At 77.7% G+C, this 25,141-nt stretch carries 26 protein-coding genes and 1 tRNA gene; 16 read left to right on the plus strand and 11 right to left on the minus strand.

The genetic code is table 11. The annotated features are described in order from the left end of the window. Nucleotides 1–60 precede the first annotated feature (60 nt). From J3P29_RS11290 to J3P29_RS11300, 3 genes are all read left to right on the plus strand, one after another. A complete protein-coding gene (locus J3P29_RS11290; protein WP_210493477.1) occupies nucleotides 61–1,728 on the plus strand; it encodes a fatty acyl-CoA synthetase in 1,668 nt (555 codons plus the stop codon). A 199-nt stretch (nucleotides 1,729–1,927) separates the two neighbouring features. Further along, nucleotides 1,928–3,217 (plus strand): hypothetical protein, encoded by a 1,290-nt coding sequence (locus tag J3P29_RS11295; RefSeq protein ID WP_210493478.1) that lies wholly within the window; start codon nucleotides 1,928–1,930, stop codon nucleotides 3,215–3,217. Nucleotides 3,218–3,263: 46 nt separating this feature from the next. Beyond that, complete coding sequence (locus J3P29_RS11300) at nucleotides 3,264–4,151, plus strand: SMP-30/gluconolactonase/LRE family protein (protein ID WP_210493480.1); 888 nt, start codon at nucleotides 3,264–3,266, stop codon at nucleotides 4,149–4,151. Nucleotides 4,152–4,276: 125 nt separating this feature from the next. Here J3P29_RS11300 and J3P29_RS11305 read toward each other — a convergent pair whose 3' ends face one another. Together J3P29_RS11305 and J3P29_RS19910 are read right to left on the minus strand one after the other, a co-directional pair. Further along, nucleotides 4,277–6,085, minus strand: a complete 1,809-nt coding sequence (locus J3P29_RS11305) for a HAMP domain-containing methyl-accepting chemotaxis protein (protein ID WP_210493481.1) — start codon at nucleotides 6,083–6,085, stop codon at nucleotides 4,277–4,279. 233 nt (nucleotides 6,086–6,318) lie between these two features. Beyond that, a complete protein-coding gene (locus J3P29_RS19910) occupies nucleotides 6,319–6,813 on the minus strand; it encodes a GNAT family N-acetyltransferase (protein ID WP_210493482.1) in 495 nt (164 codons plus the stop codon). A 76-nt stretch (nucleotides 6,814–6,889) separates the two neighbouring features. Here J3P29_RS19910 and J3P29_RS11315 point away from each other — a divergent pair, with 76 nt between their 5' ends. Next, nucleotides 6,890–7,558, plus strand: coding sequence for a TetR/AcrR family transcriptional regulator (locus J3P29_RS11315; protein ID WP_210493484.1), 669 nt, complete (start codon nucleotides 6,890–6,892; stop codon nucleotides 7,556–7,558). A gap of 39 nt (nucleotides 7,559–7,597) precedes the next feature. Here the strand turns inward: J3P29_RS11315 and aspS are convergent, their stop codons facing one another. Genes aspS through J3P29_RS11335 form a run of 4 tightly spaced genes read right to left on the minus strand, consistent with a single transcriptional unit; the run spans nucleotide 7,598 to nucleotide 11,945 of the window. Continuing rightward, nucleotides 7,598–9,592: an aspartate--tRNA ligase gene (gene aspS / locus J3P29_RS11320; protein WP_210493485.1), complete on the minus strand. Its 1,995-nt coding sequence runs from the start codon at nucleotides 9,590–9,592 to the stop codon at nucleotides 7,598–7,600. 38 nt (nucleotides 9,593–9,630) lie between these two features. Next, entirely contained in the window at nucleotides 9,631–10,878 is a 1,248-nt protein-coding gene (gene hisS, locus J3P29_RS11325) for a histidine--tRNA ligase (protein ID WP_210493486.1), read from the minus strand. Further along, entirely contained in the window at nucleotides 10,875–11,528 is a 654-nt protein-coding gene (locus J3P29_RS11330; protein ID WP_210493487.1) for an MBL fold metallo-hydrolase, read from the minus strand. Before J3P29_RS11330 ends, hisS begins: the two co-directional genes overlap by 4 nt. Before the next feature lie 30 nt (nucleotides 11,529–11,558). Continuing rightward, entirely contained in the window at nucleotides 11,559–11,945 is a 387-nt protein-coding gene (locus J3P29_RS11335; RefSeq protein ID WP_210493489.1) for a hypothetical protein, read from the minus strand. A 69-nt stretch (nucleotides 11,946–12,014) separates the two neighbouring features. On the opposite strand from J3P29_RS11335, the gene J3P29_RS11340 reads away from it, so the two are divergent. Together J3P29_RS11340 and J3P29_RS11345 are read left to right on the plus strand one after the other, a co-directional pair. After that, a complete protein-coding gene (locus J3P29_RS11340) occupies nucleotides 12,015–13,154 on the plus strand; it encodes an asparaginase domain-containing protein (RefSeq protein ID WP_210493490.1) in 1,140 nt (379 codons plus the stop codon). A 139-nt stretch (nucleotides 13,155–13,293) separates the two neighbouring features. Continuing rightward, nucleotides 13,294–13,536, plus strand: coding sequence for a hypothetical protein (locus J3P29_RS11345; RefSeq protein ID WP_210493491.1), 243 nt, complete (start codon nucleotides 13,294–13,296; stop codon nucleotides 13,534–13,536). A 38-nt stretch (nucleotides 13,537–13,574) separates the two neighbouring features. Here J3P29_RS11345 and J3P29_RS11350 read toward each other — a convergent pair whose 3' ends face one another. Continuing rightward, nucleotides 13,575–14,474: a hypothetical protein gene (locus J3P29_RS11350; RefSeq protein WP_210493492.1), complete on the minus strand. Its 900-nt coding sequence runs from the start codon at nucleotides 14,472–14,474 to the stop codon at nucleotides 13,575–13,577. A gap of 41 nt (nucleotides 14,475–14,515) precedes the next feature. On the opposite strand from J3P29_RS11350, the gene J3P29_RS11355 reads away from it, so the two are divergent. From J3P29_RS11355 to J3P29_RS11380, 6 genes are all read left to right on the plus strand, one after another. Next, entirely contained in the window at nucleotides 14,516–15,016 is a 501-nt protein-coding gene (locus J3P29_RS11355; protein WP_210493493.1) for a PH domain-containing protein, read from the plus strand. After that, on the plus strand, nucleotides 15,006–16,532 hold the full coding sequence (locus tag J3P29_RS11360; RefSeq protein ID WP_210493495.1) for a PH domain-containing protein: 1,527 nt from the start codon (nucleotides 15,006–15,008) through the stop codon (nucleotides 16,530–16,532). Before J3P29_RS11355 ends, J3P29_RS11360 begins: the two co-directional genes overlap by 11 nt. 14 nt (nucleotides 16,533–16,546) lie before the next feature. Beyond that, nucleotides 16,547–16,620 (plus strand) — tRNA-Met (locus tag J3P29_RS11365). 187 nt (nucleotides 16,621–16,807) lie between these two features. Further along, on the plus strand, nucleotides 16,808–17,050 hold the full coding sequence (locus J3P29_RS11370) for a DUF6411 family protein (protein WP_210493496.1): 243 nt from the start codon (nucleotides 16,808–16,810) through the stop codon (nucleotides 17,048–17,050). 141 nt (nucleotides 17,051–17,191) lie between these two features. After that, nucleotides 17,192–17,797 (plus strand): flavodoxin domain-containing protein, encoded by a 606-nt coding sequence (locus J3P29_RS11375; RefSeq protein WP_210493498.1) that lies wholly within the window; start codon nucleotides 17,192–17,194, stop codon nucleotides 17,795–17,797. 99 nt (nucleotides 17,798–17,896) lie between these two features. Continuing rightward, complete coding sequence (locus J3P29_RS11380) at nucleotides 17,897–18,763, plus strand: universal stress protein (RefSeq protein WP_210493499.1); 867 nt, start codon at nucleotides 17,897–17,899, stop codon at nucleotides 18,761–18,763. On the opposite strand, the gene J3P29_RS19915 is transcribed toward J3P29_RS11380, so the two are convergent. Then, a complete protein-coding gene (locus tag J3P29_RS19915; protein WP_246851907.1) occupies nucleotides 18,708–20,387 on the minus strand; it encodes a hypothetical protein in 1,680 nt (559 codons plus the stop codon). The two genes, J3P29_RS11380 and J3P29_RS19915, sit on opposite strands and share 56 nt — an antisense overlap. Between J3P29_RS19915 and J3P29_RS11395 the strand changes: the two genes are divergently transcribed. Continuing rightward, nucleotides 20,347–20,619, plus strand: a complete 273-nt coding sequence (locus tag J3P29_RS11395; RefSeq protein ID WP_210493500.1) for an ATP-binding protein — start codon at nucleotides 20,347–20,349, stop codon at nucleotides 20,617–20,619. The genes J3P29_RS19915 and J3P29_RS11395 overlap by 41 nt on opposite strands. A 177-nt stretch (nucleotides 20,620–20,796) precedes the next feature. Here J3P29_RS11395 and J3P29_RS11400 read toward each other — a convergent pair whose 3' ends face one another. Beyond that, nucleotides 20,797–21,957 (minus strand): FAD-dependent oxidoreductase, encoded by a 1,161-nt coding sequence (locus J3P29_RS11400; RefSeq protein ID WP_210493501.1) that lies wholly within the window; start codon nucleotides 21,955–21,957, stop codon nucleotides 20,797–20,799. Nucleotides 21,958–22,169: 212 nt separating this feature from the next. On the opposite strand from J3P29_RS11400, the gene J3P29_RS11405 reads away from it, so the two are divergent. The 3 genes from J3P29_RS11405 to J3P29_RS11415 all read left to right on the plus strand — a co-directional run bounded on the left by J3P29_RS11405 (nucleotide 22,170) and on the right by J3P29_RS11415 (nucleotide 23,409). Continuing rightward, nucleotides 22,170–22,781 (plus strand): flavodoxin domain-containing protein, encoded by a 612-nt coding sequence (locus J3P29_RS11405; protein WP_210493503.1) that lies wholly within the window; start codon nucleotides 22,170–22,172, stop codon nucleotides 22,779–22,781. 62 nt (nucleotides 22,782–22,843) lie between these two features. Then, nucleotides 22,844–23,080: a hypothetical protein gene (locus tag J3P29_RS11410; protein WP_210493504.1), complete on the plus strand. Its 237-nt coding sequence runs from the start codon at nucleotides 22,844–22,846 to the stop codon at nucleotides 23,078–23,080. Next, nucleotides 23,077–23,409, plus strand: coding sequence for a hypothetical protein (locus J3P29_RS11415; RefSeq protein ID WP_210493505.1), 333 nt, complete (start codon nucleotides 23,077–23,079; stop codon nucleotides 23,407–23,409). Before J3P29_RS11410 ends, J3P29_RS11415 begins: the two co-directional genes overlap by 4 nt. Here J3P29_RS11415 and J3P29_RS11420 read toward each other — a convergent pair. Further along, a complete protein-coding gene (locus J3P29_RS11420) occupies nucleotides 23,406–24,593 on the minus strand; it encodes a GAF domain-containing SpoIIE family protein phosphatase (protein ID WP_210493506.1) in 1,188 nt (395 codons plus the stop codon). The genes J3P29_RS11415 and J3P29_RS11420 overlap by 4 nt on opposite strands. A gap of 134 nt (nucleotides 24,594–24,727) precedes the next feature. Next, the gene (locus J3P29_RS11425) at nucleotides 24,728–25,141 is read right to left on the minus strand and encodes an ATP-binding protein (RefSeq protein ID WP_210493507.1); all 414 of its coding nucleotides are present in this window, start codon (nucleotides 25,139–25,141) and stop codon (nucleotides 24,728–24,730) included.

The raw sequence follows: 25,141 nt of genomic DNA on the forward strand, positions 1-25,141 counted from the left end.
GCGCCCGCGGGTACGCCGCCGCCCGACCCCGTCCGCCGCGCCCCCGACCCGGAGCCCCGCATGGCCACCACCGACCTGCCGACCACCGCCGCCTCGTCCGCGCTCGAGGAGACCGTCGCGCGGGCCCGCCGCCAGACGCTGGCCGACCTGCTGCACCGCTCGGCGCGCCGCTTCCCCGACCGGGTCGCGGTGCTCGAGGAGGGGGTCCCCGACCCGCGCTCGCGCACGTTCGCGGAGCTCGAGGCCGACGCCAACCGCCTGGCCGCGGCGCTCGCGGCCCGCGGCATCGGCCCCGGCGACCGCGTCGCGCTCCTGTCCCGCAACGGCCTGCCCTACGTGCAGGCGATCTTCGGCGTCGCGAAGGCCGGCGCCACCCTCGTCCCGGTCAACTTCATGCTCGGCGGCGCCGAGGTGGGCTACGTCCTGCAGCACTCGGGCGCGAGCGGCCTGCTCGCCCAGGACGCCCTGCTGGAGACGGCCGAGGAGGCGATCCGCGTCGCCGGCTTCGAGGGGCGCCTGAAGGTGCAGGCCGTCCTGGGGGCCGACGACGTCGAGGAGCGGATGCAGTGGGAGCGGCTGCCCGACCTGGTCGGCGCGCCCGGCGACCCGGATCCCGGCGCCCCCGACCACCTCGTCGCCTCGGACGCGCCGGCGCAGGTGATGTACACGTCGGGCACCGAGTCGCGGCCGAAGGGCGCGGTCTTGTCGCACGAGGCGCTCATCGCGAACTACTCGACCTGCATGGTCGACGGCGAGATGGGCTCCGACGACGTGCAGGTGCACGCGCTGCCGCTCTTCCACGTCGCGCAGCAGCACGTGTTCCTGCTGCCGGCGATCCAGCTGGGCATGACGAGCGTGATCCTGCCGGCCCCCGATCCGGCCGCGGTGCTCGCGGCGATCGAGCGGCACGGCGCGACGATGTTCTTCGCCCCGCCGACGGTGTGGATCGGGCTGCTGCGCCACCCCGACTTCGACGCGCGGGACCTCTCCACGCTCCGCAAGGGCTACTACGGCGCCGCGATCATGCCGGTCGAGGTGCTGAAGGAGCTCAGCCGTCGCCGGCCGGAGCTGCGGCTGTGGAACTTCTACGGCCAGACCGAGATGGCGCCGCTGTCGACCGTCCTGCGGCCCGAGGACCAGCTGCGCAAGGCCGGGTCGGCCGGGCGCGCGGCCCTGAACGTCGAGGCGCGGATCGCGGCGCCGGACGGCAGCGAGCTGCCGCCGGGCGAGATCGGCGAGATCGTCCTGCGCTCGCCGCACGCGATCCACGGCTACCTGGACGCGCCCGACAAGACGGCCGCGGCGTTCGCCGGCGGGTGGTTCCACTCCGGCGACCTCGGCGTGGCGGACGAGGAGGGCTACATCACCGTCGTCGACCGCATCAAGGACATGATCAAGACGGGCGGCGAGAACGTCGCGTCGCGCGAGGTCGAGGAGGCGATCTACGCCCACGAGGCGGTCGCCGAGGTCGCCGTCGTCGGCATCCCCCACCCCGAGTGGATCGAGTGCGTCGTCGCCGTCGTGGTGGCCCGCGAGGGCGCGAGCGTCGACGAGGCGGGCCTGGCGGCGCACTGCCGCGAGCGCCTGGCGGGCTTCAAGGTGCCGAAGGCGTTCCGCGTGGTCGACGCGCTGCCGAAGAACGCCAGCGGCAAGATCCTCAAGCGGGACCTGCGCGCGGAGCTCGCCGACGTGGCCGGCGGCATCGCCGGGCCGCGCGGCGGGCGCTAGGACGGACGCGACCCGCCGGGCGGACGAGCAGGCCCGGACGGCGGGGCGGGCGCGCGAGCGGCACCGGCGGAGCGGACCGGCAGGTGCGACGGCCGAGCGGACCGCCAGGCCGGTCCCGCTCTGGCGACCCGCTCGACATCCCGGCCCTTTCGGTCTACAGTCGTATACCGATGCTCGTCCCCGACGCCGTCCCGCGCCGATGACGCCCGCCGAGGCCCGCGCCGCCGGCGTGGCCGCCGCGCGCGCGTTCGCCGGCGCGGTCGGCCACGTCCAGGCCACCCACCGCGCCGTCGCCGCCCGGGCGTTCGGCCGCGGCGAGGACCACGCCGGCTGGGCGCCGCCCGTCGCGTGGGCGCACGACCGCATCGCGGACGGCACCTACGCCGCGGTCCGCGGGATCGGCAGCACCGTCCTGCGCGCCGCCGGCCTGGCGCTCGCCGCCACCCGGCCGCCGCACGCCCGGCCCCTGGGCGACCACCCCGCCGGCGACCGCGTGCTCGGCGCGCTGGGCGGGGCCTTCGGCGACCGCTGGGCGGCCGAGCGCAGCCCGCTCGCGCTGCCGATGACCCTGCGCCGCAACGGGCGCGACCTGCCCGTCGACGGCGCCGCACTGCGTCGGGCGTTCCCGATGACGACCGGCCGCGTCGTCGTGCTCGTCCACGGCCTGTGCCTGACGGACGCCTCGTGGGCCGGGACGCCGGCGCACGAGGGGTTCGCCGCCCGCCTGCACCGCGACCTGGGCGCCGACGTCCTGCTGCTCCGCTACGACACGGGGCGTCGGATCCCGGCCAACGGCGCCGACCTGGCGAACCTGCTCGAGCGGCTCGTCGCCGCGTGGCCCGGCGGGCTGCGCGAGCTGTCCCTCGTGGGGCACTCCATGGGCGGCCTCGTGGCCCGCGCCGCCTGCGTCGAGGGCGCCGCCGCCGGGCACGGCTGGATCGGGCCGCTGCGCCACGTCGTCACGCTCGGCTCGCCGCACCTGGGCGCGCACCTGGAGCGCGCGTCCGCCACGGCGTCGTGGGCGGCGGGGCTGGCGCCCGAGACGCGGCTGGTCACCGACCTGCTGGGCCTGCGCTCGGCCGGCGTGCTCGACCTGCGCCACGGAGCGATCGTCCCCGAGGACCTGCCGCCCGCCGTCGACCGCTGGCCGTGGGGCGAGCGGGGCACCGCCGTCCCGCTGCTCGAGGGCGTGCGCCACCACGCGCTCGGCGTCACGATGGCCGGCGATCCCGCGTCGTGGCTCGCCCGGACGGTCCTGGGCGACCTGCTCGTCACGCCGGACAGCGCGACGGGGCGCGCCCGCGGCGAGCGCCGGCTGGCGTACGGCGAGGAGGACGCCGTCCTGCTGGGCGGGCTGCACCACTTCGACCTGCTGCACCACCCCCGGGTGTACGCGCAGCTGCGGCGGTGGCTGCGGCCCGCGCCCGGCCTGCCGGCCCCGGGGACGACGGGCGACGGGCTCGTCGCCGCGACCGCGCTCGACGCGTAGCGCCCGCCGGGCCGGGCCCGCCGCGGGCCCCCTCTACGATCGCCGGATGGCGTCCTCCTCCCCCGCGCTCGCCCCGCTCGGCACGACCGTCGCCCACCACGGCGAGGGGGCGGTCTGGCACGCGCGGCGCGGCGTGCTGCTGTGGGTCGACATCACCGGCCGCTGCGTCCACGCGACCGCGCCCGACGGCACGACCACGACCGTGGGCCTGGCGGACCAGACCGGCGCGCTCGCCCCCGCCGCCGACGGCACGCTCGTCGCCGGGAGCGGGCGGACCGTGGCGCGCGTCGCGCTGCCCGACGGCGAGGTCACCCCGCTCGCCAGCGCGCCGGGCGCCGACCGGCCGGTGCGCACGAACGACGCCGGCGTCGACCCCGACGGCCGGCTGTGGCTCGGCACGATGGCGCGCGACGAGGACGCGGGCCACGGCACGGTGCTGCGGCTGGACGGCCGCGACGAGCTGGCCGTGGTCCAGCGCGGGGTGAGCATCCCGAACGGTCCCGTCTGGTCGCCCGACGGCGCCACGATGTACCTGACCGACACCCCGACCGGCCAGGTCCGCGCGTACGCGTACGACCGGCAGAGCGGCGCCCTGGGCCCCGACCGCGTCGTCGTCGACGCGCGCGGCCTGGACGGGCACCCCGACGGGATGGCCGTCGACGCGAACGGCGACCTGTGGATCGCGTTCTTCGGCGGCTCGGCGGTGCGCTGCTTCACCCCGGCCGGGGCGCTCGTCCGCGAGGTCGCCCTGCCGGTGGCCCAGCCGACGCGCCCGGCGTTCGGCGGCCCGGACGGCCGGACGCTCTTCGTCACGACCTCGCGCAAGGGGCTGGACGACGCCGCGCTGGCGGAGCAGCCGCTCGCCGGACGGCTGTTCGCCGGCGACGCGGGCGTGGCGGGCGTGGTGCCGCCGCCCGCGGTCCTGCCGCGCTGATCCCGGGCGCCGTCGCCGGGCTCGGCGGGCGACGCCGTCGGGCGGTCCCGCCCCGGGACGACCGCGGGGCGGGGCGCCGTCCGGCACCCCGCCCCGCCCGTGCTGCGTGCGCGGGGCCCCGGGGCCTAGACCGTCAGGCGGAAGCGCCCGATGACGCTCGCGACCTCGTCGGCGGTCGACGCCAGCGAGTCGGTCGACGCGGCGATCTGCTGCGCGGACGCGGACGTCTGCTCCGTCGACGCCGAGACGTCCTCGGTCGCGGCGGAGGAGCGCTGCGCCAGCTCGGCGACCTCGCGGATGCGCTCGTCGACCTGGGCGGCGCCGGCGTGGATGCGGTGCGTCAGCTCCGTGATCGACCGGACGCGCGTGTCCATGTCCTCGACGGACGCGCCGATCCGCTCGAACGCCTCGCGGGCGTGCTCGACGGTCTCCGTGCCGGCCTCGGTGCGCTCGACGGTGCGCTCGACGACCGCGACGGCCTTCTGCGTCTCGCCCTGCATGTGCCCGATCAGGTCGGAGATGTTCGCCGCGGCGCCCTGGGACTCCTCGGCCAGCTTGCGGACCTCCTCGGCGACGACCGCGAAGCCGCGGCCCTGCTCGCCGGCGCGCGCCGCCTCGATCGCCGCGTTCAGCGCCAGCAGGTTCGTCTGCTCGGCGATGCCGGTGATCGTGACGACGATGCCGCCGATCTCGTCGCTCTTCGCGCCGAGGTCGCGGATCGCGGCGGCGACCTCGGCGGACGAGTCGCGCAGCGCCTGCATGGCGGACGTGGCCTGCTCGGCCGCGCCGACGCCGTCGCGGGCGATCGTGCGGGCGCCGTCGGCGGCCGACGCGGTCTGCTCGGCGGCGGCCGTGGACTCGTCGATGCTGGAGGAGACCTCCTCGACCAGCTCGCGCGTCTCGGCCAGCGAGACGGCCTGCTGCTCGGCGCCGCGGGCGATCTGGGCGATGGCCTCGGCGATCTCGGCGACGGCGCGGCCGGCCTCGTCGGCGGCCGACGACATCTCGTGCGAGGCGGTGGAGACGGTGCCGATGGAGCCGGCGACGTCGCCGAGCGCCCCGCGCAGCGACTCCGTCATGCCGACGAACGCGTGGCCCAGGGCGTCGCGGTCGCCGCGCGGCTCGACGTCGACGGACACGTCGCCGGCGGCGATGCGGTCGGCGATGACGACGGCGTCCTGCAGGTAGCCGACCATGTCGCGGAACGCCTCGCCGGCGTCGCCGACCTCGTCGTTGGAGTGCAGGTCGAGCTGCTGCTGCACGTCGCCCTGGGCGATCCCGCGGGCGGCGGTGACGATGGCGCGCAGGCCGCGCGCGATCGTGCGGACGAGCAGCGCGGCCATGCCCGCGGCGACCAGGATGCCGGCGACGAGCAGGATCAGCGTGGTGGTGCGGGTGGTGCTGGCGGTGTCGCGCGCCTTCGCGTCGGCGGCCTGCGCGACCTTGTCGACGGCGCCGCTCCATCCGGCGATCGCGGACTTCGTGTCCTCCCACGCCTTGTCGCCGTCGCCCTCCGCCAGGATCTTCATCGTGGCGTCGATGTCGTTGCGGGCGACGTCCTTGAACCCGGCGGTCGTTTCGCGGTACGTCTTCCACTGCGCGACGAACGCGTCGAGCGCGTTGCGGTCGCTCTCGCCGGAGACGTACTTCGTCTCGTAGTCCTGGATCGCCGCGTCGATGTCGGCCTGGTTCTCGGCGAGCTGCTTGTCGTTGGACTGGCCGGCGACGTAGAGGATCTGGTTGCGGCGGTACGAGCCGGTCTTGTCCTTCAGCGTGCCGATGGTGGTCGTGGCCGGGACGACGCGGTCCGTGAGGGCCGTGGTGGCGTCGCTCATGGCGGACGTGCGGGTGATGGCGTAGACGCCGATGACGGCGGTGATGACGACGACCGCCGCGAAGGCGAGCGCCAGTTTGAGAGCGATCGTGAGACGCACAGGGACTCCAGGGGTGGGTGGACACCCAGGTGGTCGGACGGAGCGAGCGCAGCTTGACGACGTCAACCTGGCGGTACGACGGGAGATGCACCCCCACTTCCCGAACAACCGGTAGGTACAGGGAATGCGGTGCCGGGGTGCCGTTCCCGCCGGTCCGCGGCGCCTACGACGGGCGTCCAGCGCTTCGCCGCGCAACCATCCTGCGCGGCCCCGGGACGCCGGCCCGGGGGTCGCTACGGTCGCCAGACGAGCGGCACGCGGAACGCGTCCGGCACCCCGTCGTCGACGAAGCCCAGGCGCCGGTAGAGCGCCTCCGCCGGGCCGCCCCGGTCGGCGTGCAGCCGCAGCGGCACCGCGGCGGCGGCCGCGCCCGCCTGGGCCCGCCGCAGCACCGCCGTCCCGGTCCCCCGTCCGCGCGCGTCGGGCAGCAGCGCCACGTCCACGACGCGGTGGTCGTCGCGGCCCCGGGCGAGCAGCAGGCGGCCGACCGCCCGTCCGGCGACCTCGATCACCAGGTCGTCGCGGTCCGGGTGCGCCGCCGCGTACCCCTGCTCGCGGGCGTCGTGCTGCTGGGCCAGCAGGCCCTCGAGCGCGGCGGCCGGCAGACCGGCGGCGGCGAACGCCGCGGCGGCCGGTCCCGTGCGGTACAGGGTGACGAGGAGCGCGGCGTCGTCGGGGCCGACGGGACGCAGGCGCGGCGCGGCGGCGGACGACGGGTCGACGGGCACGCCGCGACCGTAGCGGTCCGCGCCGTGCGCGCGCGAGCGGACCCCGGCGCGCGCTTTGCAGGATCATGGGGGCGGGATGCCCGCCGCCGACCGCCCCGCCCCCGCCGCCGACGCGGCCGCCGTCGCCGGGTTCCCGCACGGCCGCGTGCCGCGCGCGGTGCGCGAGGAGCAGGTGCTGGCGATCGCGCAGGGCCTGTTCGCCGAGCGCGGCTACCAAGGCGCCTCGATGGACGAGGTCGCGCTGCGCGCCGGCGTCTCGAAGCCCGTGGTCTACGACCTGGTCGGCAACAAGGAGGCCCTGTACCTGCGCTGCGTCGAGCGCGCCGGCCGCGCCCTGGCCGACGTGGTCGCGACCGCGGCGCTCGCCGAGCAGGACGCCGCCGGGCGGATGCGGGCGGGCGCGATCGCCTTCCTGCGCTTCGTTGCCGAGGAGCGCGGTGGCTGGGACCTGCTGCTGACCGCCGGCCCCGAGCCCGGCGCCGAGCCGATCCTCGCCGTGCGGGCGCAGCAGAGCGCGCTGCTGACCTCGCTGGTGCGCGAGACGATCGACGCGCAGGGCCTGGACCTGGAGCCGTGGCGCACGGAGTCCGTGGCGCACGCCCTCAACGGCGCGTTCGAGGGCCTGGCGTACTGGTGGCGCGCGCACCGCGAGATCGACGCCGAGGAGCTCGTCGACTGGATCACCCGGCTCTTCCTGCCGGGGATCGAAGCGCTGGCCGGCCCCACCGGCGGCGACGGGGGCTGACGGCGGCCCGGGCGCGCCCGGCCGCCGTCGCGCCCGGAATCAGCCCGCGGCGGGCGGCTCGACCGTCGAGCGCAGCGCCAGCTCGCCGAGCTGCCCCGCGTCGACGGGCGCCGGCGCGCCGGTGAGCGGATCGCCGCCCGACGACGTCTTCGGGAAGGCGATGACGTCGCGCAGCGAGTCGCGGCCGGCGCACAGGGCGGCCAGGCGGTCGACGCCGAACGCGATGCCGCCGTGCGGCGGCGCGCCGGCCTTCAGGGCGCGCAGCAGGTGGCCGAACTGCTCCTCGGCCTCCTCGGCGTCGATGCCGAGCAGCTCGAGCACGGCGAGCTGCTGCTCGACGCGGTTGATGCGGATGGAGCCGCCGCCGACCTCCCAGCCGTTGACGACCAGGTCGTAGGCGCGGGAGCGCAGGGCGCCGGGGCCGCTCGCCTCCGGCGCCGGCGCGGGCGCGTCGTCCGGGGCCGCGCCGCCGGTGGCGCTGGGGCCGTCCGGGTGCGGCGCGCCGAAGCGGCCGCCGGGCGCCAGGTCCTCGGGCGTCAGCGCGCCGCCGCCGGGCGCGGACGGCTGCGTGAACGGGTGGTGCACCGCGTCCCAGCGATCCCCCTCGGCGGAGCGCTCGAACATCGGGAAGTCGACGACCCAGAAGACGTCGTTGCGGTCCTCGCGCAGACCGAAGCGGTCCGCGAGCTCCAGGCGCAGGACGCCGAGGACGTTCGCGGCGACCGCCGCCTGGTCCGCGACGATCAGCAGCAGGTCGCCCGGCGAGGCGTCGAGCGTCGTCTTGATCGCGTCGATCTCGTCGGACGTGAGGAACTTCGCGATCGGGGAGCGCCAGGAGCCGTCCTCCTCGACGAAGCCCCAGACCAGGCCGCCGGCGCCGGCCTTCTTCGCGATCTCGGTCAGCTCGTCGAGCTGCTTGCGCGGGACGGTCAGCCCGCCGGCGTTGATGCCGCGGACGACGCCGCCGGACGCGAGCGTGCCGGCGAAGACCTTGAACTCCGTGCCGCGCAGGGCGTCCGAGAGCTCCTGGATCTCCAGGCCGAAGCGGCGGTCGGGGCGGTCGTTGCCGTAGCGCAGCAGCGCCTCGTCGTAGGGCATGCGCTCCCACGCCGGGGCGGCGACGTCGAGGCCGCCGGCCGCGAACGCGCGCGACATGACGCGCTCGAACGTCGCGATGACGTCGTCCTCGTCGACGAAGCTCAGCTCGGCGTCGAGCTGCGTGAACTCGGGCTGGCGGTCGGCGCGCAGGTCCTCGTCGCGGAAGCAGCGGACGATCTGGTAGTAGCGCTCGAAGCCCGCCACCATCAGCATCTGCTTGAGCTGCTGCGGGCTCTGCGGCAGCGCGTAGAACGAGCCGGCCTGCAGGCGCGAGGGGACGAGGAAGTCGCGGGCGCCCTCGGGCGACGAGCGGGTCAGGTAGGGCGTCTCGATGTCGAGGAAGCCCTCCTCCTCCATCGCGTCGCGGATCGCGCGGACGATGCGCGAGCGCAGCAGGAGCGCGTCGCGGTTGACCTGGCGGCGCAGGTCGACGACGCGGTTGCGCAGGCGGACGAGCTCGTCCACCGGGCCGTCCTCGTCCACCGGGAACGGCGGCGTGTCGGCCTCGGCCAGCGTCTCCAGGGTCGCGGCGCGCAGCTCGACGGCGCCCGTGGCCATCTTCGGGTTGACGTGCTCGGCGCCGCGGGCGGTCAGATCGCCCTCGACCGTGAGGACGTGCTCCGAGCGCAGGCGCTCGGCGGCGGCGAAGACCTCCGCGCCGCACGTGGCGGGATCGAAGACGACCTGCAGCAGGCCGGTGCGGTCGCGCAGGTCGACGAAGATGAGTCCGCCGTGGTCGCGGCGGCGGTGGACCCAGCCGGCGACCCGCAGCGTCGTCCCGACGGCGTCCTCCCCCGCCAGGCCCGCCCACTGCGTGCGGAAGCGGTTGGCGTGGACCGGCGCCGCCCCGACCGTCTCCTGGACGAGGCGGGCGATCCGCTCGCTCTTCGTGGCGTCGGAGTCGGGGACGGTGGACGCGGGCTCCGGAGCAGGCATGACGGCCTACGGTACCGGCCGCCCGCCGCGCGCGGCGGTCAGCCGCGCGCCGCCGCGATCGCGGCCCGCGCGTCGGCCACCGGCCCGCGTTCGGCCCCGCGCTCCACGCGCAGGCCGTCCTCGTCCACCACCACGATCGTCCGGGCCCCCGCGCGGTCGGCGCGCCGCAGCTGGCCCTTCAGCCCGCGCGCCGGCGCCTGGTCCAGCCGGACGGCCAGCCCGTCGCGCGCGGCGGCGTCGGCGAGGGCGAAGGCCGGGGCGCGGTGCCCGTCGGCCCACGCGACGTACAGGTCGCAGGCCTGCTCGGCGGGCTCGGGATCCTTCCCGCCGGTCTGCGCGAGCAGGATCCGCTCGATCCCCGCGCCCCAGCCGAAGCCGGGGGTCGCGGGCCCGCCGATGAGCTCCATGAGCCCGTCGTAGCGGCCGCCACCGCCCACCCCGGACTGGGCGCCGAGGGCGTCCGAGGTGAACTCGAAGAGCGTCCGCGAGTAGTAGTCCAGCCCGCGGACGAGCGTGGGGTCGATCTCGTACGCCACCCCGGCGCCGTCGAGCAGCGCGCGGACCTCGGCGAAGTGCGCGGCGTCGTCCTCGGCCAGGTGGTCGAGCAGCAGCGGCGCGCCCGCCATGACCTCGCGCGTGCCCGGGTGGTCGCTGTCGAAGGCGCGCAGCGGGTTCAGGTCGATGCGGCCGCGGACCTCGTCCGACAGCCGGTCCTCGTGCTCGCGCAGGTACGCCACGAGCAGCTCCCGGTAGCCCTCGCGGCCGGCGGGCGTGCCGAGCGAGCCCAGACGCAGCCGCAGGTCGGGCACGCCGAGCGCCCCCAGCAGCCGGTGCAGCAGCACGATGCCCTCGGCGTCCACGGACGGGTCCTCGGACCCGAGCGTCTCGATGCCGAGCTGCCAGAACTGCCGCTGGCGGCCCTTCTGGGCGCGCTCGTAGCGGAAGAACGGCCCCCAGTACCACAGCTTCACCGGCTGGGGCAGCTTGTGCATGCCGTGCTCGAGGTACGAGCGGACGACCCCCGCCGTGCCCTCGGGCCGCAGCGTCAGGCTGCGCTCGCCGCGGTCCTCGAAGGTGTACATCTCCTTCTGGACGACGTCCGTCGACGCGCCGACGCCGCGGGCGAACAGCTCGGTGGCCTCGAAGATCGGCGTCTCGATCCGCCGGTAGCCGGCGCCGCCGAGGATCTCGCGCGCCAGGCGCTCGACCTCGGCCCGGCGCTCGGCCTCGTCGGGCAGGACGTCGTGGGTGCCGCGCGGGGCGGTGACCTTGCCGCCGCCGCTCACGCGCCGGTCCCGTTCGCGAGCAGATCGAGCACGAACGGGTTCGTGCGGCGCTCCTGGCCCAGCGTCGTCGGGGCCATGTGGCCGGGGCAGACCGTCGTCGCGTCGTCGAAGCGGTCGAGCAGGTCCTTGATCGAGCGCATCAGGCGGCCGTGGTCGCAGCCCGGCAGGTCGGTGCGGCCGACGGAGCCCTGGAAGAGGACGTCGCCCGAGAAGATCGCGCCCTCGTCGGGCAGCGCGTAGGTGACGTGGTCGGGGCTGTGCCCGGGCGTGGAGACGACCTGGAAGTCGAAGCCGGCCAGCGACACGACGTCGCCGCCCCGCACGAGGTGCTCGGGGTCGTAGCCGCGGAACGGCCCGAAGCCCTGCCAACGCATCACGGCGTTGGGGTCGCGCAGCGTGTCGGCCTCGCCGGCGGGGCACCAGACCTCGGCGCCCGTGGCGTCGTGCAGGTCCGCCACCGCCCCGATGTGGTCGAAGTGCGTGTGCGTGACGAGGATGCCCTTCAGGGTCAGCCCGTGCTCCTTCAGCGCGGCGAGCAGCTTCGGGGCCTCGGCGCCGGGGTCGACGACCACGGCCTCGTCGGAGCCCTCCTGGGAGACCAGGAACGCGTTCTCCTGGATCATCCCGACGGTGTACATGCGGACGTCCATGACGGACCCCTTCCCCCTGGTGGACGGTGGCTACCGCTTCTTGCCGCGCGGCTTCGGCGCGGGCGCCCGGCCGGCGGCCTGCCCGAGCTTCGCCATGCGGCGGCGGTACATGAAGCGGTCGAAGTAGAAGCCGAACGGCGTGTAGACCGCCACGAGCATCAGACCGGTCAGCAGCACCGCGGCGGGCTGGCCCTTCAGCGCGAGCAGCATGACGAGCACGAACACGCCGGCGGCGAAGAGCGCCCGGATGAACGCGGAGCGCCAGGACGGCTCGCGGAGTCGAGGGTCGACGCGCGCGCGGCCCGGAGCGGATCCGGTGCCGGTGCTGCGGGAACGGGCGTGGGTGACGCCCCGGGATTCGATCATCCCGGCGGCGTTGCCGCGGTGCTTCGTGCGGCGCTTCGTGGGGCGGGCCATTGGCCCGTCCAGACTAGCGGCGCCCCGCCACGACCGGCACCGCGACGGCGCTGCCGTACGCTGGAGCGGATGTCGCGACACCGTCTCGGCCTCGTCCTCACCGGGGGGACGATCGGCTCGACCTCCGCCCGCGACGCCGACGTCGTGCGCCTCGTCCGCGGCCCCGGAGCGGGCGGCCTGCCGGGGTGGCTGGCGGGGCCGCTCGCCGCGTTCGGGTCCCACCAGCTGCAGATCGAGCGGCCCGTCGAGCTGCACTCCGAGGAGGCGCGCCCGGCCGACTGGGAGGCGATCGCCGCGGCGATCCGCCGGCTCGTCGCCCGCGGCGCCGAGGCGATCTGCGTGCTGCACGGCTCGGACACGATGGGCTACAGCGCCGCGGCGCTCTCCTTCGCCCTGGCGGACCTGCCCGTCCCCGTCGTGCTCACCGGCAGCAACCTGCCGCCCGACGACCCCGAGAGCGACGCGCGCAACAACGTCCGCAGCGCCCTGATCGCGCTGCGCACCCTGCCGGCCGGCACGTACCTCGTCTTCGCCGGCACCCCGGACGGCGACGCGGCCGTGCACCTGGGCACCCGCGTGCGCAAGGAGCGCGCGTCCGGCCGCGCGTTCGTGTCGCCCAACGGCGGCCCCGTCGCGGTCGTGCGCCGCGGCCGCCTGGAGCGCCTGGTGCCCTGGCCCGCGCCGCAGCCGCTCGGTCCCCGCGACCGGGTCGTCGGCGTCGCCGCCCACCCCACCGTCGCGCGGTTCGACCCCCGCGTGCTCGAGCTGCGCGTCCACCCCGGGATGCCGTTCGGCGCCCTCGAGGCCGCCGTCGAGGCGGGCGGGCTGCGCGGCGTCGTCGCCGAGCTCTACCCCTGCGCCACCGGCCCCACCGGCGAGGACGACGCGTCCCTCTCGCGCTTCTCGGAGTTCGTCACCGCGCGCGGCGGCGTCGTGGTCGGCACCGTCGCGGCGGCCCCCGACGTGGCCGGCTCGTACTACCCCTCCCTGCCCGTGCTGACGGGCGCGGGGATCAGCTTCCTGCCCGGGGTGCTGTCGTCGGCCGCCACGGTGAAGCTGATGTGGGCGCTGGCCGTCGCGGGCGACGACCCGGCCGGGGTGCGGGCGCTCATGCGCCGCGTGGTCGCGGGCGAGGTGGCGCTCGTCGGGCGGCCCGAGCCGCGGCCGGGGCGCGCGCGGGCCGCGTCGCGCGCCGCATCGCGTGCCTGACGGTCGCCGGCGCTCGCCCGGCGCGGCCCGGCGAGCGGTCGACGCGGCGACGCGGCGACGCCGGAGCCGCGCCGGCGGCGCCCCAGCGGGTCGCCCAGGCGGCCGCATCCCGGCCCGCCCGACCGGGTAGCCGCCGGCCATGAGCACCGACGAGACGAACGCGGACCAGGTCCCCGACCGCGACCCGGCGCCCGAGACCGAGGCGGGGAAGGGCGATGGCCAGGAGACGGAGACGGGCCGCACCGAGAGCGGGTCGGGCGGCGACGCCGGCGGCGGGTCCGACGACCCGTCCAGCCCCGAGGCGATCGAGCGGGACCCGTCGACGGCGGGTGGGCCGAGCGGCGAGGTGCCGGACGCCGTCGAGCGGCTGCGCGGCGGCTGAGCGCCGCCCGCGGCGGGGCGTCGACCGGCGCCCGGCGGTCAGCCGGCGGCCAGCGCGTCCTCGAGCGTCCGCCGGCCCCGGACGGGCACGTCCTCCGGGAAGCCCGCGAACGCCTCGGCCGGCGGCAGCCCCACGACCTCGCAGGCCGCCACGTCGGCGTGGCGCGCGACGGCCGCGACGAGGCGGGCCAGCGGCACGGCCCGGTGGTCCTCGACGTTGCAGGACACCTGGGCCAGCGGCGCGCCCCCGCCCGCGAGGCCCTCGGCGTGCGCCAGCTCCAGGCCGATGGCGCGGACGCCGGGCAGCCCCTCCTCCCCGCCCTCGCGCACGAGCGCAGCGATCCGGCGGGCGTCGTCCGGGGTCGCCGGCGCGGCGAGCTCGACGTTGAAGGCCAGCAGCGGCGGGCGGGCGCCGACGAGGACGGCGCCGGCCGTCGGGTGCGGCCGCGCGGGGCCGAAGTCCGGCCGCAGCTCGCCCGCGGCCAGGCGTCGCGTCAGCTCCTCGACCCCGCCGCGGCGCACGTCCGCGCGCGTGCGGCCGTCGCCGAGCAGCCCGTAGAGCAGGACGGGCAGCCCGAGCTCGCCGATGCCCGCCGCTGCGGACAGCGCCTCGAGCACCGCCACGCCGCGCTCCTCCGGCGTGCGGAAGACCACGGGGCAGACGTCGAGGGCGCCGACGTGCGGGTGCACCCCGCGGGGCGTGCGCAGGTCGACGTGCGCCATCGCGGCCTCGGCGCCGGTGACGAGCGCGTCCGCCAGACGCCCCGGGGGCGCGGCCAGGGTGTGCACCGCGCGGTGGTGGTCCGGGTCGGCGTGGACGTCGAGCACCCGGGCGCCGCCCTCGGCGTACGCGCGGCCGATCGCGTCGACCGTCGTCCGGTCGCGGCCCTCCGAGACGTTCGGGACGGCGATGAGCGTCGGCGGCACGGGCAGCGGCATCGCGGCGGACGCTAGCCGACCCTCGCCGTAGGCTGCCGCCCATGTCGTCGACCGTCCCGGCGCCCGGCTCCGCGGCCGCCGACGCGCAGCCGCGCCGCCTGTCCGCCCGCGCGGTGCCGTACTGGCGCCTGCACCTGGCGGCGCAGGGCCTGCCGGCCGCGGCGGTCGCCACCGTCGTGCTGGCGCTCGTCCCCGTCCCCGGGTGGGTCGCGGCGGTCGGGACCGCCGCGGCGTGGGTCGCGGCGCTCGGCACGGTGGCCGTCGTGCCGGCCGTCCGGCGGCGGATCTGGTGGTACGCCATCGGCGCCGAGGAGGTCGACCTGCACCACGGGCTCCTCGTCATCACGCGGACGGTGGTGCCGATGGTGCGGGTGCAGCACGTCGACCTGCACCACGGGCCGCTCGCGGACCGCTTCGGCCTGGCCGAGATCGAGCTGCACACCGCCGCCGGGTCGGTGACGATCCCGGCGCTCGACCGCGACGAGGCCGAGGCCCTGCGCGCCCACATCGCCGCGCTGGCGCGGGTGCCGGATGAGCTCTGAGCCGGACGCGAGCCCCGGTCCGCCGACGGACGCGGCGCCCCCGACGGACGAAGTCCCGCCGCGGCGGCTGCACGTCGCCTACGTCCTCGTCCGCCTGTTCCGCGTGCTGCGCGGCGGCCTGCCGGCGCTGCTCGGCATCGCGGTCGGCTTCGGCGACTACGCCGTGGCGGCCATCGCCACGCTGATCGGGCTGGCGTGCGTCTCCGTCGTGCTCGAGTGGCGCGCGACGACGTACCGCGTGACGGACGGCGCGCTGCACCTGCGCAGCGGACTGCTCAGCCGCTCGGACCGGGCGGTGCCCGCGTCGCGGATCTCGGCGCTCGACACGTCGCGCGGCCTGGTCCAGCGGCTGTTCGGGCTCGTGTCGCTCGAGGTGCAGACCGCCGGCGGCGCGCGCGGCAAGGCCGAGGTGCGGCTGGACGCGCTGACGTACGCCGAGGCCGAGCGGCTGCGCGGCGTCCTGGGGCATGCGCGCCGGGGCGCCGCCGCCCCCGCCGGCCCGGCGGCGGACGACGCCGCGACCGCCGAGGCGTCCGGCGAGACCGTCTACGCGATCACCGGCCGCGAGCTGCTGGTCGCCGCGCTGACGGGGCCGCAGATCGGCGTCGTCGCCGCGCTCGTCGGCGCCGTCTTCTCGCAGGCCCAGGACCTGCTGCCCGGCAGCGTGCGGCACGCGGTGCGCGACGTCGTCAGCGACGCGTCGGTGACGACGATCGCCGTGCTCGTCGGCCTGGCGCTGCTGCTCGCGGCGGTCGTGTCGGTGATCGGGACGGTGCTGGGGTTCGCCGAGTTCACCGTCACGCGCGACGAGGGACGTCTGCGCGTGCGCCGCGGCCTGCTGACGGAGCGGACGGCGACGATCGCGCTCGAGCGGATCCACGGCGTGCGGATCGTCGAGGGGCTGCTGCGGCGACCGCTCGGCTACGCGACGGTGCAGGTCGAGGTGGCCGGCTACGGGCGCGAGGAGCTGACCCGGACGCTGGTGCCGCTCGTCCGGCGCGACGCGGTGCCCGCGCTGCTGGCCCGGATGGTGCCCGACCTGGCGTGGCCGGCCGCGCCGTACGAGCGTCCGCCGGCGCGCGCCCGCCGCCGCTACTGGACGCGGCCGGTGCTGACGCTCGCCGTCCCCGCGGCGGCCGGGGCGATCTGGCTGCCGGGCGCGTGGCGCGCCGCGGCCCTCCTCCCCCTCGCGCTCGGCGTCGCGCTCGGCGAGTCGCGCTGGCGCGGGGCGGGGTGGCGGCGGCAGGACGGGACGCTCGCGATCCGCCGCCAGCTCCTGGCCCGGACGACGCTGCTGGCGCGGGCGCGACGCGTGCAGAAGGTGCTCGTGCGGACCACGCCGCTGACCCGGCGGGCGGGCCTGGCGGGCTTCGCGGTCGTGCTGGCGACGAAGCGCGGCGGACGGGTGCGCTACATGCCGGCGGCCGACGCCCGCGCGCTGCAGGACGCCGTCCTGGCGGAGGCCGTCCCGGGCCGCCGGACCGCCGAGCCGTCACGCTCGCCCGCCGCCCGCTAAAGTGGTCCGCCCCCGCCGGAGTAGCTCAGTCGGTTAGAGCAGCGGAATCATAATCCGCGTGTCGGGGGTTCGAGTCCCTCCTCCGGCATCCTGAAAGGCCCGCAGACGCGGGCCTTTCGCGTTCCGAGGGCGCGCCGCCCGCAAGCCTCCGGCGGAGGGACAGCCACGGGACAGCGGCCGCGGCCGACCCGCAGCCACGATGAAGCGCGCCGTCGAGCGCCCACCCGCCAGAAGCCCGTTCCCCCGCCACGCCCGCGACCGGCTAGGTTGGGCGCGTGCTCATCGCCGGGATCGTCGTCGTCTGCCTCGTGCTGCTCGTGCTCGCGTTCGTCTTCCCGCGCCTGTCGCGCGGGCCGGAGAACGGCGGCAAGCGGGTGATGGGCGTCGGCAGCAGCGGCGCGTCGAAGGCGCCCGGCCGCCTGGGCCACTGGCTCGCGAAGCCGTTCTCGAACGCCTCGAAGGCGATGGGCAAGAGCGGCGAGACCGGCCGCAAGGGCCGCTCGAAGCTGCCGTTCTGACCCGCCGCGCCCGGAGACGGCGCCGCCGCGCGGCCCCCGGGCGTCGGCCCCGATCGGCGGGCCGGCATCTCCGTAGAACTCCGGTCCGGATGCCGCCCTTCCCCCGATGACGCGGCGCAGCGCGCGCGGCACGCTGGACCCATGCTGTCCGACGCACGCCCCGACGCCCACGATCCCCGGCCGTTCGGCGGCCGCGACGCCGTCCTCGTCGCGTACGCCAGCAAGCACGGCAGCGCCCGCGAGATCGCCGAGCGCCTGGCCGCCGGGCTGCGGGAGCGCGGCGTGCCGACCGGCCAGGCCGACCTGGAGGCCGCGCCAGACACCGACGTCGCGCCGTACAGCCGCGTCGTCGTCGTGGCCGCGATCCACGCGGAGCACCACCACCCGGCGGCGGTGGCCTGGCTGCAGGCCCGGCACGCCGAGCTCGCCGGGCGGTACCTGGCCCTCGTCTCGGTGTCGCTCACCGCCGCGACCGGGGCGGCCGGGGACGAGAAGACCGCCCGCTACGTCGACGCGCTCGCCGCCGAGACGGGCACCCGCCCCGACCACGCCCTGCGGGTCGCCGGCGCGCTGCGCTACCGGGCGTACAACCCCGCCACGCGGATGCTGATGCGCGGCGTCGCGGGCACGAAGGGCCTGTCCAAGGACACCTCGCGCGACCACGTGTACACGGACTGGACCGCGGTGGCGTCGTTCGCCGCCGAGCTGGCCGACCAGGTGCGACACGGCGCCGTGATCGTCGGCTGACGCACGGACGGACCCGGACGCCGCTCCGGGGAACCCACGGATGCGCGACGCCCGGGGCGACCGTAGCGTCGACGACACAGCCAGCCAGCGGAGACCGCCATGTTCACCACCATCCTCGTCGGCTTCGACGGGACCCCCGAGGCCCTCGGTGCGCTCGACCTGGCGCGCCGGCTCGGCGCGGACGACACCACGCTGATCGTCGCCGACGTGCTGACGGACGCCCGAGCCGCCGCCCGGGCGCTCGTGCCCGGCGGCCACCCCGACGACCTGGCCGCGGCCGACCTGGCGCCCGCGCGCGAGATGCTCGACGACCGCCCGTGGGTGGAGTACGCCGCCCCGCGCGCCCGCTCCGTCGCCGAAGGCCTGCACCGCACGGCCAGCGAGACGATGAGCGACCTGATCGTGGTCGGCGCCACCCGCCACGGCGCCGCCGCGCGCCGCGTGCTCGGGGACGACGCCGAGGCGACGCTGCACGGCGCCCCGTGCGCCGTCGCGGTCGCCCCCGCGGGCGCCACGGAGGAGGTGCGCCACGTCGGCGTGGCGTTCGACGGCACCGCCGCCGGCCGACGCGCCGTCGCCGTCGCGGCCGCGCTCGCCGCCGAGCACCACGCCGACCTGACGCTGCTCTCCGTGGTCGACACCACCCGCGCGTACGCGACGTTCGGCACCGCCGGCGGCTTCGGCGACGTGCGCCGCGAGGCCCGCGAGGCGCTGACCGACGCGGCCGCCGGCGTGCACGGCGTGCCCCGCGTGCGCCGCCGCCTGCTCGAGGGCGACCCGGTGCGCGAGGCCGTCGCGCTGTCGCACGAGGTCGACCTGCTCGTCCTGGGCGCCCGCGCCAACGGGCCCGCGCTGCGGCTGCTGCTCGGCAGCGTCTCCTCGCGCGTCGTCCGGCGCGCCGAGTGCCCCGTCATGGTCGTGCCCGAGGCGGTCCGCGTCGCCGACGGCGCGGTCTCGGGGACGTAGACCCGTGCCCCACGCGCCCGACGCCCCCGACGCCCTGCTCGTGCCCGATCCGCTGCCCGCCGCGGCAGGCGACGACGCGTGCCCCGCGCCTCGGCCCGCCGCCGGGGCGCCCCGCACGCCGACCGGCACGTCCCCGGCCGCGCCCCCGTCGACCGGCACGGCGCCCGCCGCCGCCCCGGTCCCCGCGGCCGGCGACCCCTCGGCCACCACCCTCGACGAGCCGCGCCTGCGCCGCCTGATCGCCGTCGGCCGCACCCTCGTCGGCCAGCTCGACCCCGACGCGCTCCTCGAGCACATCCTCGCCGCCGCGCAGGAGCTGACGGGCGCGCGCTACGCCGCCCTCGGCGTCCTCGACGACGACCGGCGCGGGCTGCGCCGCTTCCTCTCGCGCGGCCTGAGCCCCGAGCAGGAGCGCGCGATCGGCCACCCGCCGCGCGGGCACGGCCTGCTCGGCGAGGTCATCCGCGCCGGCGCGCCGCTGCGCATCGACGACCTGTCGGCGCACCCGCGGTCCTTCGGCGTCCCCGACGCCCACCCGCCGATGACGTCGTTCCTCGGCGTGCCGATCCTGGTGCGCGGCCGGCCGTGGGGCAACCTGTACCTGACCGAGCGGGCCGGCGGCCCGTTCACCGCCGCGGACGAGGAGGCGCTCGTCGTCCTCGCCGACTGGGCGGCCATCGCCGTGACGAACGCAGGGCTGTACGACCGGCTGCGGGAGCGGCACGACGAGCTCGAGCGCGTCAACGCCGGCCTGGCCGCCACGACCGCGATCGCCCGCGCCATCGGCACCGAGACCGACCTGGACCGCGTCCTCGACCTCATCGCCAAGCGCGGGCGGGCGCTCATCGACGCCCGCACCGCGGCGATCCTCCTGGCCGAGGACGACGGGCCGCTGCGCGTGGCGACCGTCGCCGGCGACCGCGAGCCCCTCGCCCCCGGCGACGCCGTCGACCGCGCGTCCTCGGTGGCCGGCGAGGTGCTCGACGCGCGGCGTCCGCGCCGGGTGCCCGCCGCCGCGCTCGGCGCCGGGACCGTGGGCCACGCGCTGCTCGTCCCCCTCGTCTTCCGCTCCCGTCGGCTGGGCGTCTTCGTGGCGCTCGACCACCACGGCACGCTGGCGCCGTTCACCGCCGGGGAGGAGGAGCTGCTGCTCGCCTTCGCCGCGTCGGCCGCCACCGCGGTCGCCACCGCCCAGACCGTCGGGGAGCAGCGGCTGCGCGACGCGCTCGACGGCGCCGAGCAGGAGCGGCGCCGCTGGGCCCGCGAGCTGCACGACGAGACGCTGCAGGGGCTGGCGGCGCTGCGGATGCAGCTCGTCGCCGTCCGGCGTCTGGCCACCGCGCCCGACGTCGCCGGCGCGCTCGATGGCCTGCTCGAGGGCGTCGCGGACGAGATCCGCAAGCTGCGCACGCTCGTCACGGAGCTGCGGCCCGCCGCGCTCGACGACCTGGGGCTGGCGCCCGCCGTCCAGAGCCTGGCCCGCGACGTCGCGGCCGCGACCGGCCTGCGCGTGGACGTCGCCGTCGACCTGGAAGGGCGCGGGCGGCCCCGACGGGCGGCTGTCGCCCGAGCGCGAGACCGCCGTGTACCGCCTGGCGCAGGAGGCCCTGACGAACGTCGTCAAGCACGCAGGTGCCCGCGCGGCGTCCGTCGCCGTCACGCACGACGGCACCGCCGTGCTGCTGACCGTCCGCGACGACGGTCGCGGCGTCGACGCGGACGCCGTCGCCGAGCGCACGGGCTTCGGCATCACCGGCATGCGCGAGCGCGTCCGGCTCGAGGGCGGCACGCTCCGCATCGGGCCCCGGCCGGGCGGGGGCACCGAGGTCGTCGCCCGCCTGCCGTCCGCCCGCTGACCCCGCCGGAGGGCTCGTTCGGCGGCCGCCGGGCCGGCGGCCACGATCCCCGGGCCCATGGACGCGGCGCGGTGCCCGCCGGCCGTCCGGCGCGCGGGCGTGGCCCGGCGCCGCCGATCCGGCGCGGAGCCGTCGGTCGTCCGCCCGGCGCGGGGCGACCGGCCGCCCGCGGGCCGTTCAGTCGACGAGCGCCGTCTCGCGCGCGGCCAGGTACGCCGCCAGCCGGCCCCCGGCGATCTTCGTCGGCGGCCACCACAGCGGCTCGCGCGAGACCACCGTCGCCCAGCCGTCGTCGCCGTGCTCGGCGCGCAGGTAGAGCGTCCCCTGGCCGTCGAGCAGCGCGGCGCGCACGACCGGGCGTGCGGGCGCCGTCTCGCCGTCCTGCAGGCCGAGGTGCCGCAGCACGTCGGCCGCGGCGACGTCCGCCTGCTGGACCGCCAGGCCCCCCTGCTTGACCGGCCGGTCCGTGACGTCCCCGACCGCCCACGCGTCGTCCTCGCCCACGATCCGCCCGCGCACGTCGACGGGCACGAAGCCCGCGCGGTCGTGCGGCAGGCCCGGGATCGCCGGGCCCTGCGGCCGCGCGAGGGCGACGACCGCGTCGAGCGGCACCGGATCCCCCAGCGGCACGGGCAGCGTCCCGCCGGCCACCGTCTCGGGCGGGCAGGACGTCCGGAGCTCGACGCCCCGACGCCGCAGGAGGGAGCGCACGGCGTCCCCCGCGGCGTCGCCGAACGCCTGCAGCGGCGCGTCCTCCGCCGTGAGCACCGTGACGAGCGTCGTCTCCGGCGGCGCGGCGTGCGCGAGCAGCAGCGCCACCTCGTAGGCCGGCAGCGTCCACGCCACGCCCGGCGGCACGACGACCGCCAGGCGCGTGGCCTGCCCCGCGCGCACGCGGGCGACGAGCGCCGCGAACGCGGGCTCGTCGTGCGGGGCGCCGAGCGTCACGGCGCCGGGCACCGCGGCCTCGGGGGCGGCCCCCGACGCGACGACGAGCGCCTCGTACGCGATGCGGCCCCCGTGGGTCGTCGTCGCGACGCGCCGATCCAGGTCCACGCTCGCCAGGCGGTCGCCCACGACGCTCGCGCCCCATTCGGCCGCGAGCGGCGGCACCGCCACGGTCTGCCGGGTGTCGGGGACCAGTCCCGCGTACGCGGCCAGCGGGCGGTAGCGGAAGTGGGGATCGGGCGCCAGCAGCGTCACCCGCACCTCGCCCGCCGCCCGCTCGTGCAGCGCCATGACGACCTCGAGGGCGGCGGTGCCGCCGCCGACGACGAGCACCTGGGTGTGCGCCGGCGCCGCGGCGGCGTCGTGCGGGAGGACGGCGGGGACGGTCATGGGGCGACGGTACGCCCCGGCGGGCCGCGTTCCATCGGGGAAGGACCGTCCCGGAGACCGTAGGGACCACGGAGCGGCCCGCGCGCGCCGATCGCGGCCGCTCCGGTGGGCCGCTCGACCGGAGCTTCGTCACGTACACCGTACTTTCCCCGCATCTCGTCGCGGCCGATCCCCGTGGCCGCCGGGACCGCCGGTCGGCACCGTATACAGGCATGCTGACGCTCGCGCCCACCCTCACCCCTCCCGGCGGCCGCCCCGGCGGCACGGTGCTCGTCGCCTTCGCCAGCGCGCACGGGACGACGCGCGAGATCGCGGAGCGCATCGCCTCCCGGCTGCACCTGCGCGGCATCGGCACCGTCCTGGCGGACGTCGCGGCGGAGCCCCTGACCTCGGTGGCCGCGCACGACCGCGTCGTGGTCGCCGCGCCGGTGCGCGGAGACCACCACCACCCGGCGATGGTCGCGTGGCTGCAGCTCCGGGCCCGCGAGCTGGCGGGGCGCGACGTCTCGCTCGTGTCCGTCTCGCTGAGCGCCGCGTCGGGCGACGCGTGGGCGGGCCGCACCGCCCGCTACGTCGAGACGCTCGCCGCCGAGACGGGCGTCCGGCCGGACCGCGTCCTGCAGGTCGGCGGCGCCCTCCGCTACCGCTCGGCCACCGTCGCCACGCGCCTGCGGATGAAGCGCGTCGCCGCCGTCCGCCACCTCGACACCGACGCCTCGCGCGACCACGGCTACACCGACTGGGACGCCGTCGACGGGCTCGTCGGGCTGCTCGCCCGCGCGGTGCACGGCGGCGCCGGGGCGGCGCTGCGCCTGGCGGGCTGACCGGCGCGTCCGCGCGCTCCGGACGCGGCGTCCGGCCGGGCGCGCCTGCGAGACTCCGTGGGGTGATCCAGCCCGAACCCGTGAACGCGCGCTTCGTCGGCGGACCCCTCGACGGCGAGACGCACCTCCTCGCCCACCGCCTGCCGTTCGTGCAGGTCCCCGGTCCCGGCGAGACGTTCTTCGCCCGTCTGCACGTCGACGCCCCGGACGCCCCCGACCACCTCGTCTACGCCCTCGACGGGGCGGACGACGCCGAGACGCTCGTCTACCGCTGCCGCGCCGACGCCCCCGGGGCGTGACCGTGCCGTCCCGGCACGAGGTCCTCGCCCGCGCCGTCGAGCGCGGCGCCCGCACCGCCGCGCGGGCCGCCGGCCGCGACTGGTCGCGGCTGAGCGAGGAGGAGCGCGCGCCGCACCGGCAGCTCGCGCGCCGCTGGGCCGAGTTCGTCGGGCTCGACGGCGCGATCGCCGCGCTCGACGAGATCGCCACGAAGGCGCCCGTGGAGACGGAGCACGGCATCGAGGTGCGCACCGTCGACGGCGCGCACGCCCAGGCGCTCGCGGCCGAGGCGCTCGCCCGCCTGGGCGCGGACGACGTGCCTGCCGACGGCGACGCCGACGCCGGCTAGGCGCTGCCGCCGGCCCAGGCCTCGCGGCGCCGGACCGCCACGACGGTGACGTCCTCGGACGCCGACGGCGGAGCGGCGGCGTCCGTCACGCGCGCGACGGCCTCCTCCGCGCTGCGCGCCCCTGCGACGAGCGCCCCGACCGTCGCGGGCGTCGGCGGCCCGTCGCCCAGCACCAGGCCGGCGCCCCAGGCCACGAGCACCGCGCCCGGGGGCAGCTCCACGTCGGTCGGCGCGTAGGCGGCGCCGTCCGTGGTGCCGAGGGGCGCGCCGGCGACGAACGGGCGCACCGCCCCGTCGGGCGCCACGACCTGCGCGCGCCCGTGCCCGGCGTCCGCGCACGCCACCCGTCCGCCGTCGCGCAGGGCGAGGACGAGCACGCCGGTGGCGCGGCCGGCCGTGCCGCCCTCGGTCGCCACCTCGGCGGCGAGCCGGCCGAGGGCCGCCGCGGGATCGGCCTCGTCGCGGGTCGCCGCCCGCAGCGCCGAGCGGACGACCGCCATCGCGATCGCGGCCGGCATCCCGTGGCCCGCCACCCCGCCGAGCGCGACGACGGTCGCGTCCGGGCCGTGGTGCCAGTCGTAGAAGTCGCCGCCGACCCGGGGCGACGCCCGGCAGCGTCCCGCGACCTCCCACGCGTCGTCCCACGGCGGTCGGGTGGGCAGCAGCGAGCCGTGGATCGCGGCCGCGCGCGCCAGGGCGTCCTCGCGGCTCAGCTCCTGCTCCGCCCACTGCCCCAGGTCGCGCAGCAGCGCCCGGTCCGCGTCGGTCAGGCGCCGGGGCCGGCGGTCGGCGACGCAGAGCGTGCCGACGCGATGGCCGCCCGCCGTCGCCAGCGGCACCCCGGCGTAGAAGCGCAGGCGCGGGTCGTCCGCCACGTAGGGCACGTCGCGGAACCGCGGGTCCGCGCTGAGGTCCTCGACCTCGAGCCCGTCGGGGTCCAGGATCGTGTGCGCGCAGACCGACAGCCGCCGCGAGATCTCCAGGCCCTGCCCGCCCGCGACGGACTTCGTCCACTGGCGGTCGTCGTCGATCAGGTTCACGAGCGCCATGTCGACGCCCATGAGCCGGCGACAGAGGCGCGTGACGCGGTCGAAGCGCTCCTCGGGCGAGCTGTCCAGGAGCTCCGTCTCGTGGAGCGCGGCCAGGCGCTCGAACTCGTCCGCCGGGATCTCGGGCGCCGTCACGCCGCCGGAGGGGTCGGGTCACGCATGCCGCCAGCGTAGCCCGGAGATACGGCGCACACCCGCCGGGTCAACGGATGGCGGCGCCGGCGCGCGCCGGCGGGCGGACGGATGGTCGCGCGCCCGGCGGCCGCGGGCTACGGGCGGTCCACCCGCAGGCTCCAGCGGTTGCGGCCGCCGTCGCGCTCGAGCGCGAGCGCGTCGAGCGTCGCGCGGGCGAGCTCCAGGCCCCGGCCCGACTCGGCCAGCGGGTCCACGTCGAGCGCGGGCGCGCCGCCGCACGGTCCGGGGTCGGGTGCCGCGCGGCCGTCGTCCTCCAGCGTCCCGAGCACCGCGCGGGGCGTCACCCAGACGTCGAGCACCATCCGGGGCGGCCCGCCGGTCGGTCGCGCGCCGTGCTCGACGACGTTCGCGGCCAGCTCGGCCACGGCCGTGGAGAACCGCGCCTGCAGCGGCGCGGGCACGGGCGGCCGCGCGTCGCGCCACACCGCGTCCAGCAACGCGTGGACCCGTTCCAGGCACGCGGGCACGGCGTCGATCTCCAGGTGCAT

It is taken from the genome of Patulibacter sp. SYSU D01012 (genome assembly GCF_017916475.1).
GTDB lineage: Bacteria > Actinomycetota > Thermoleophilia > Solirubrobacterales > Solirubrobacteraceae > Patulibacter.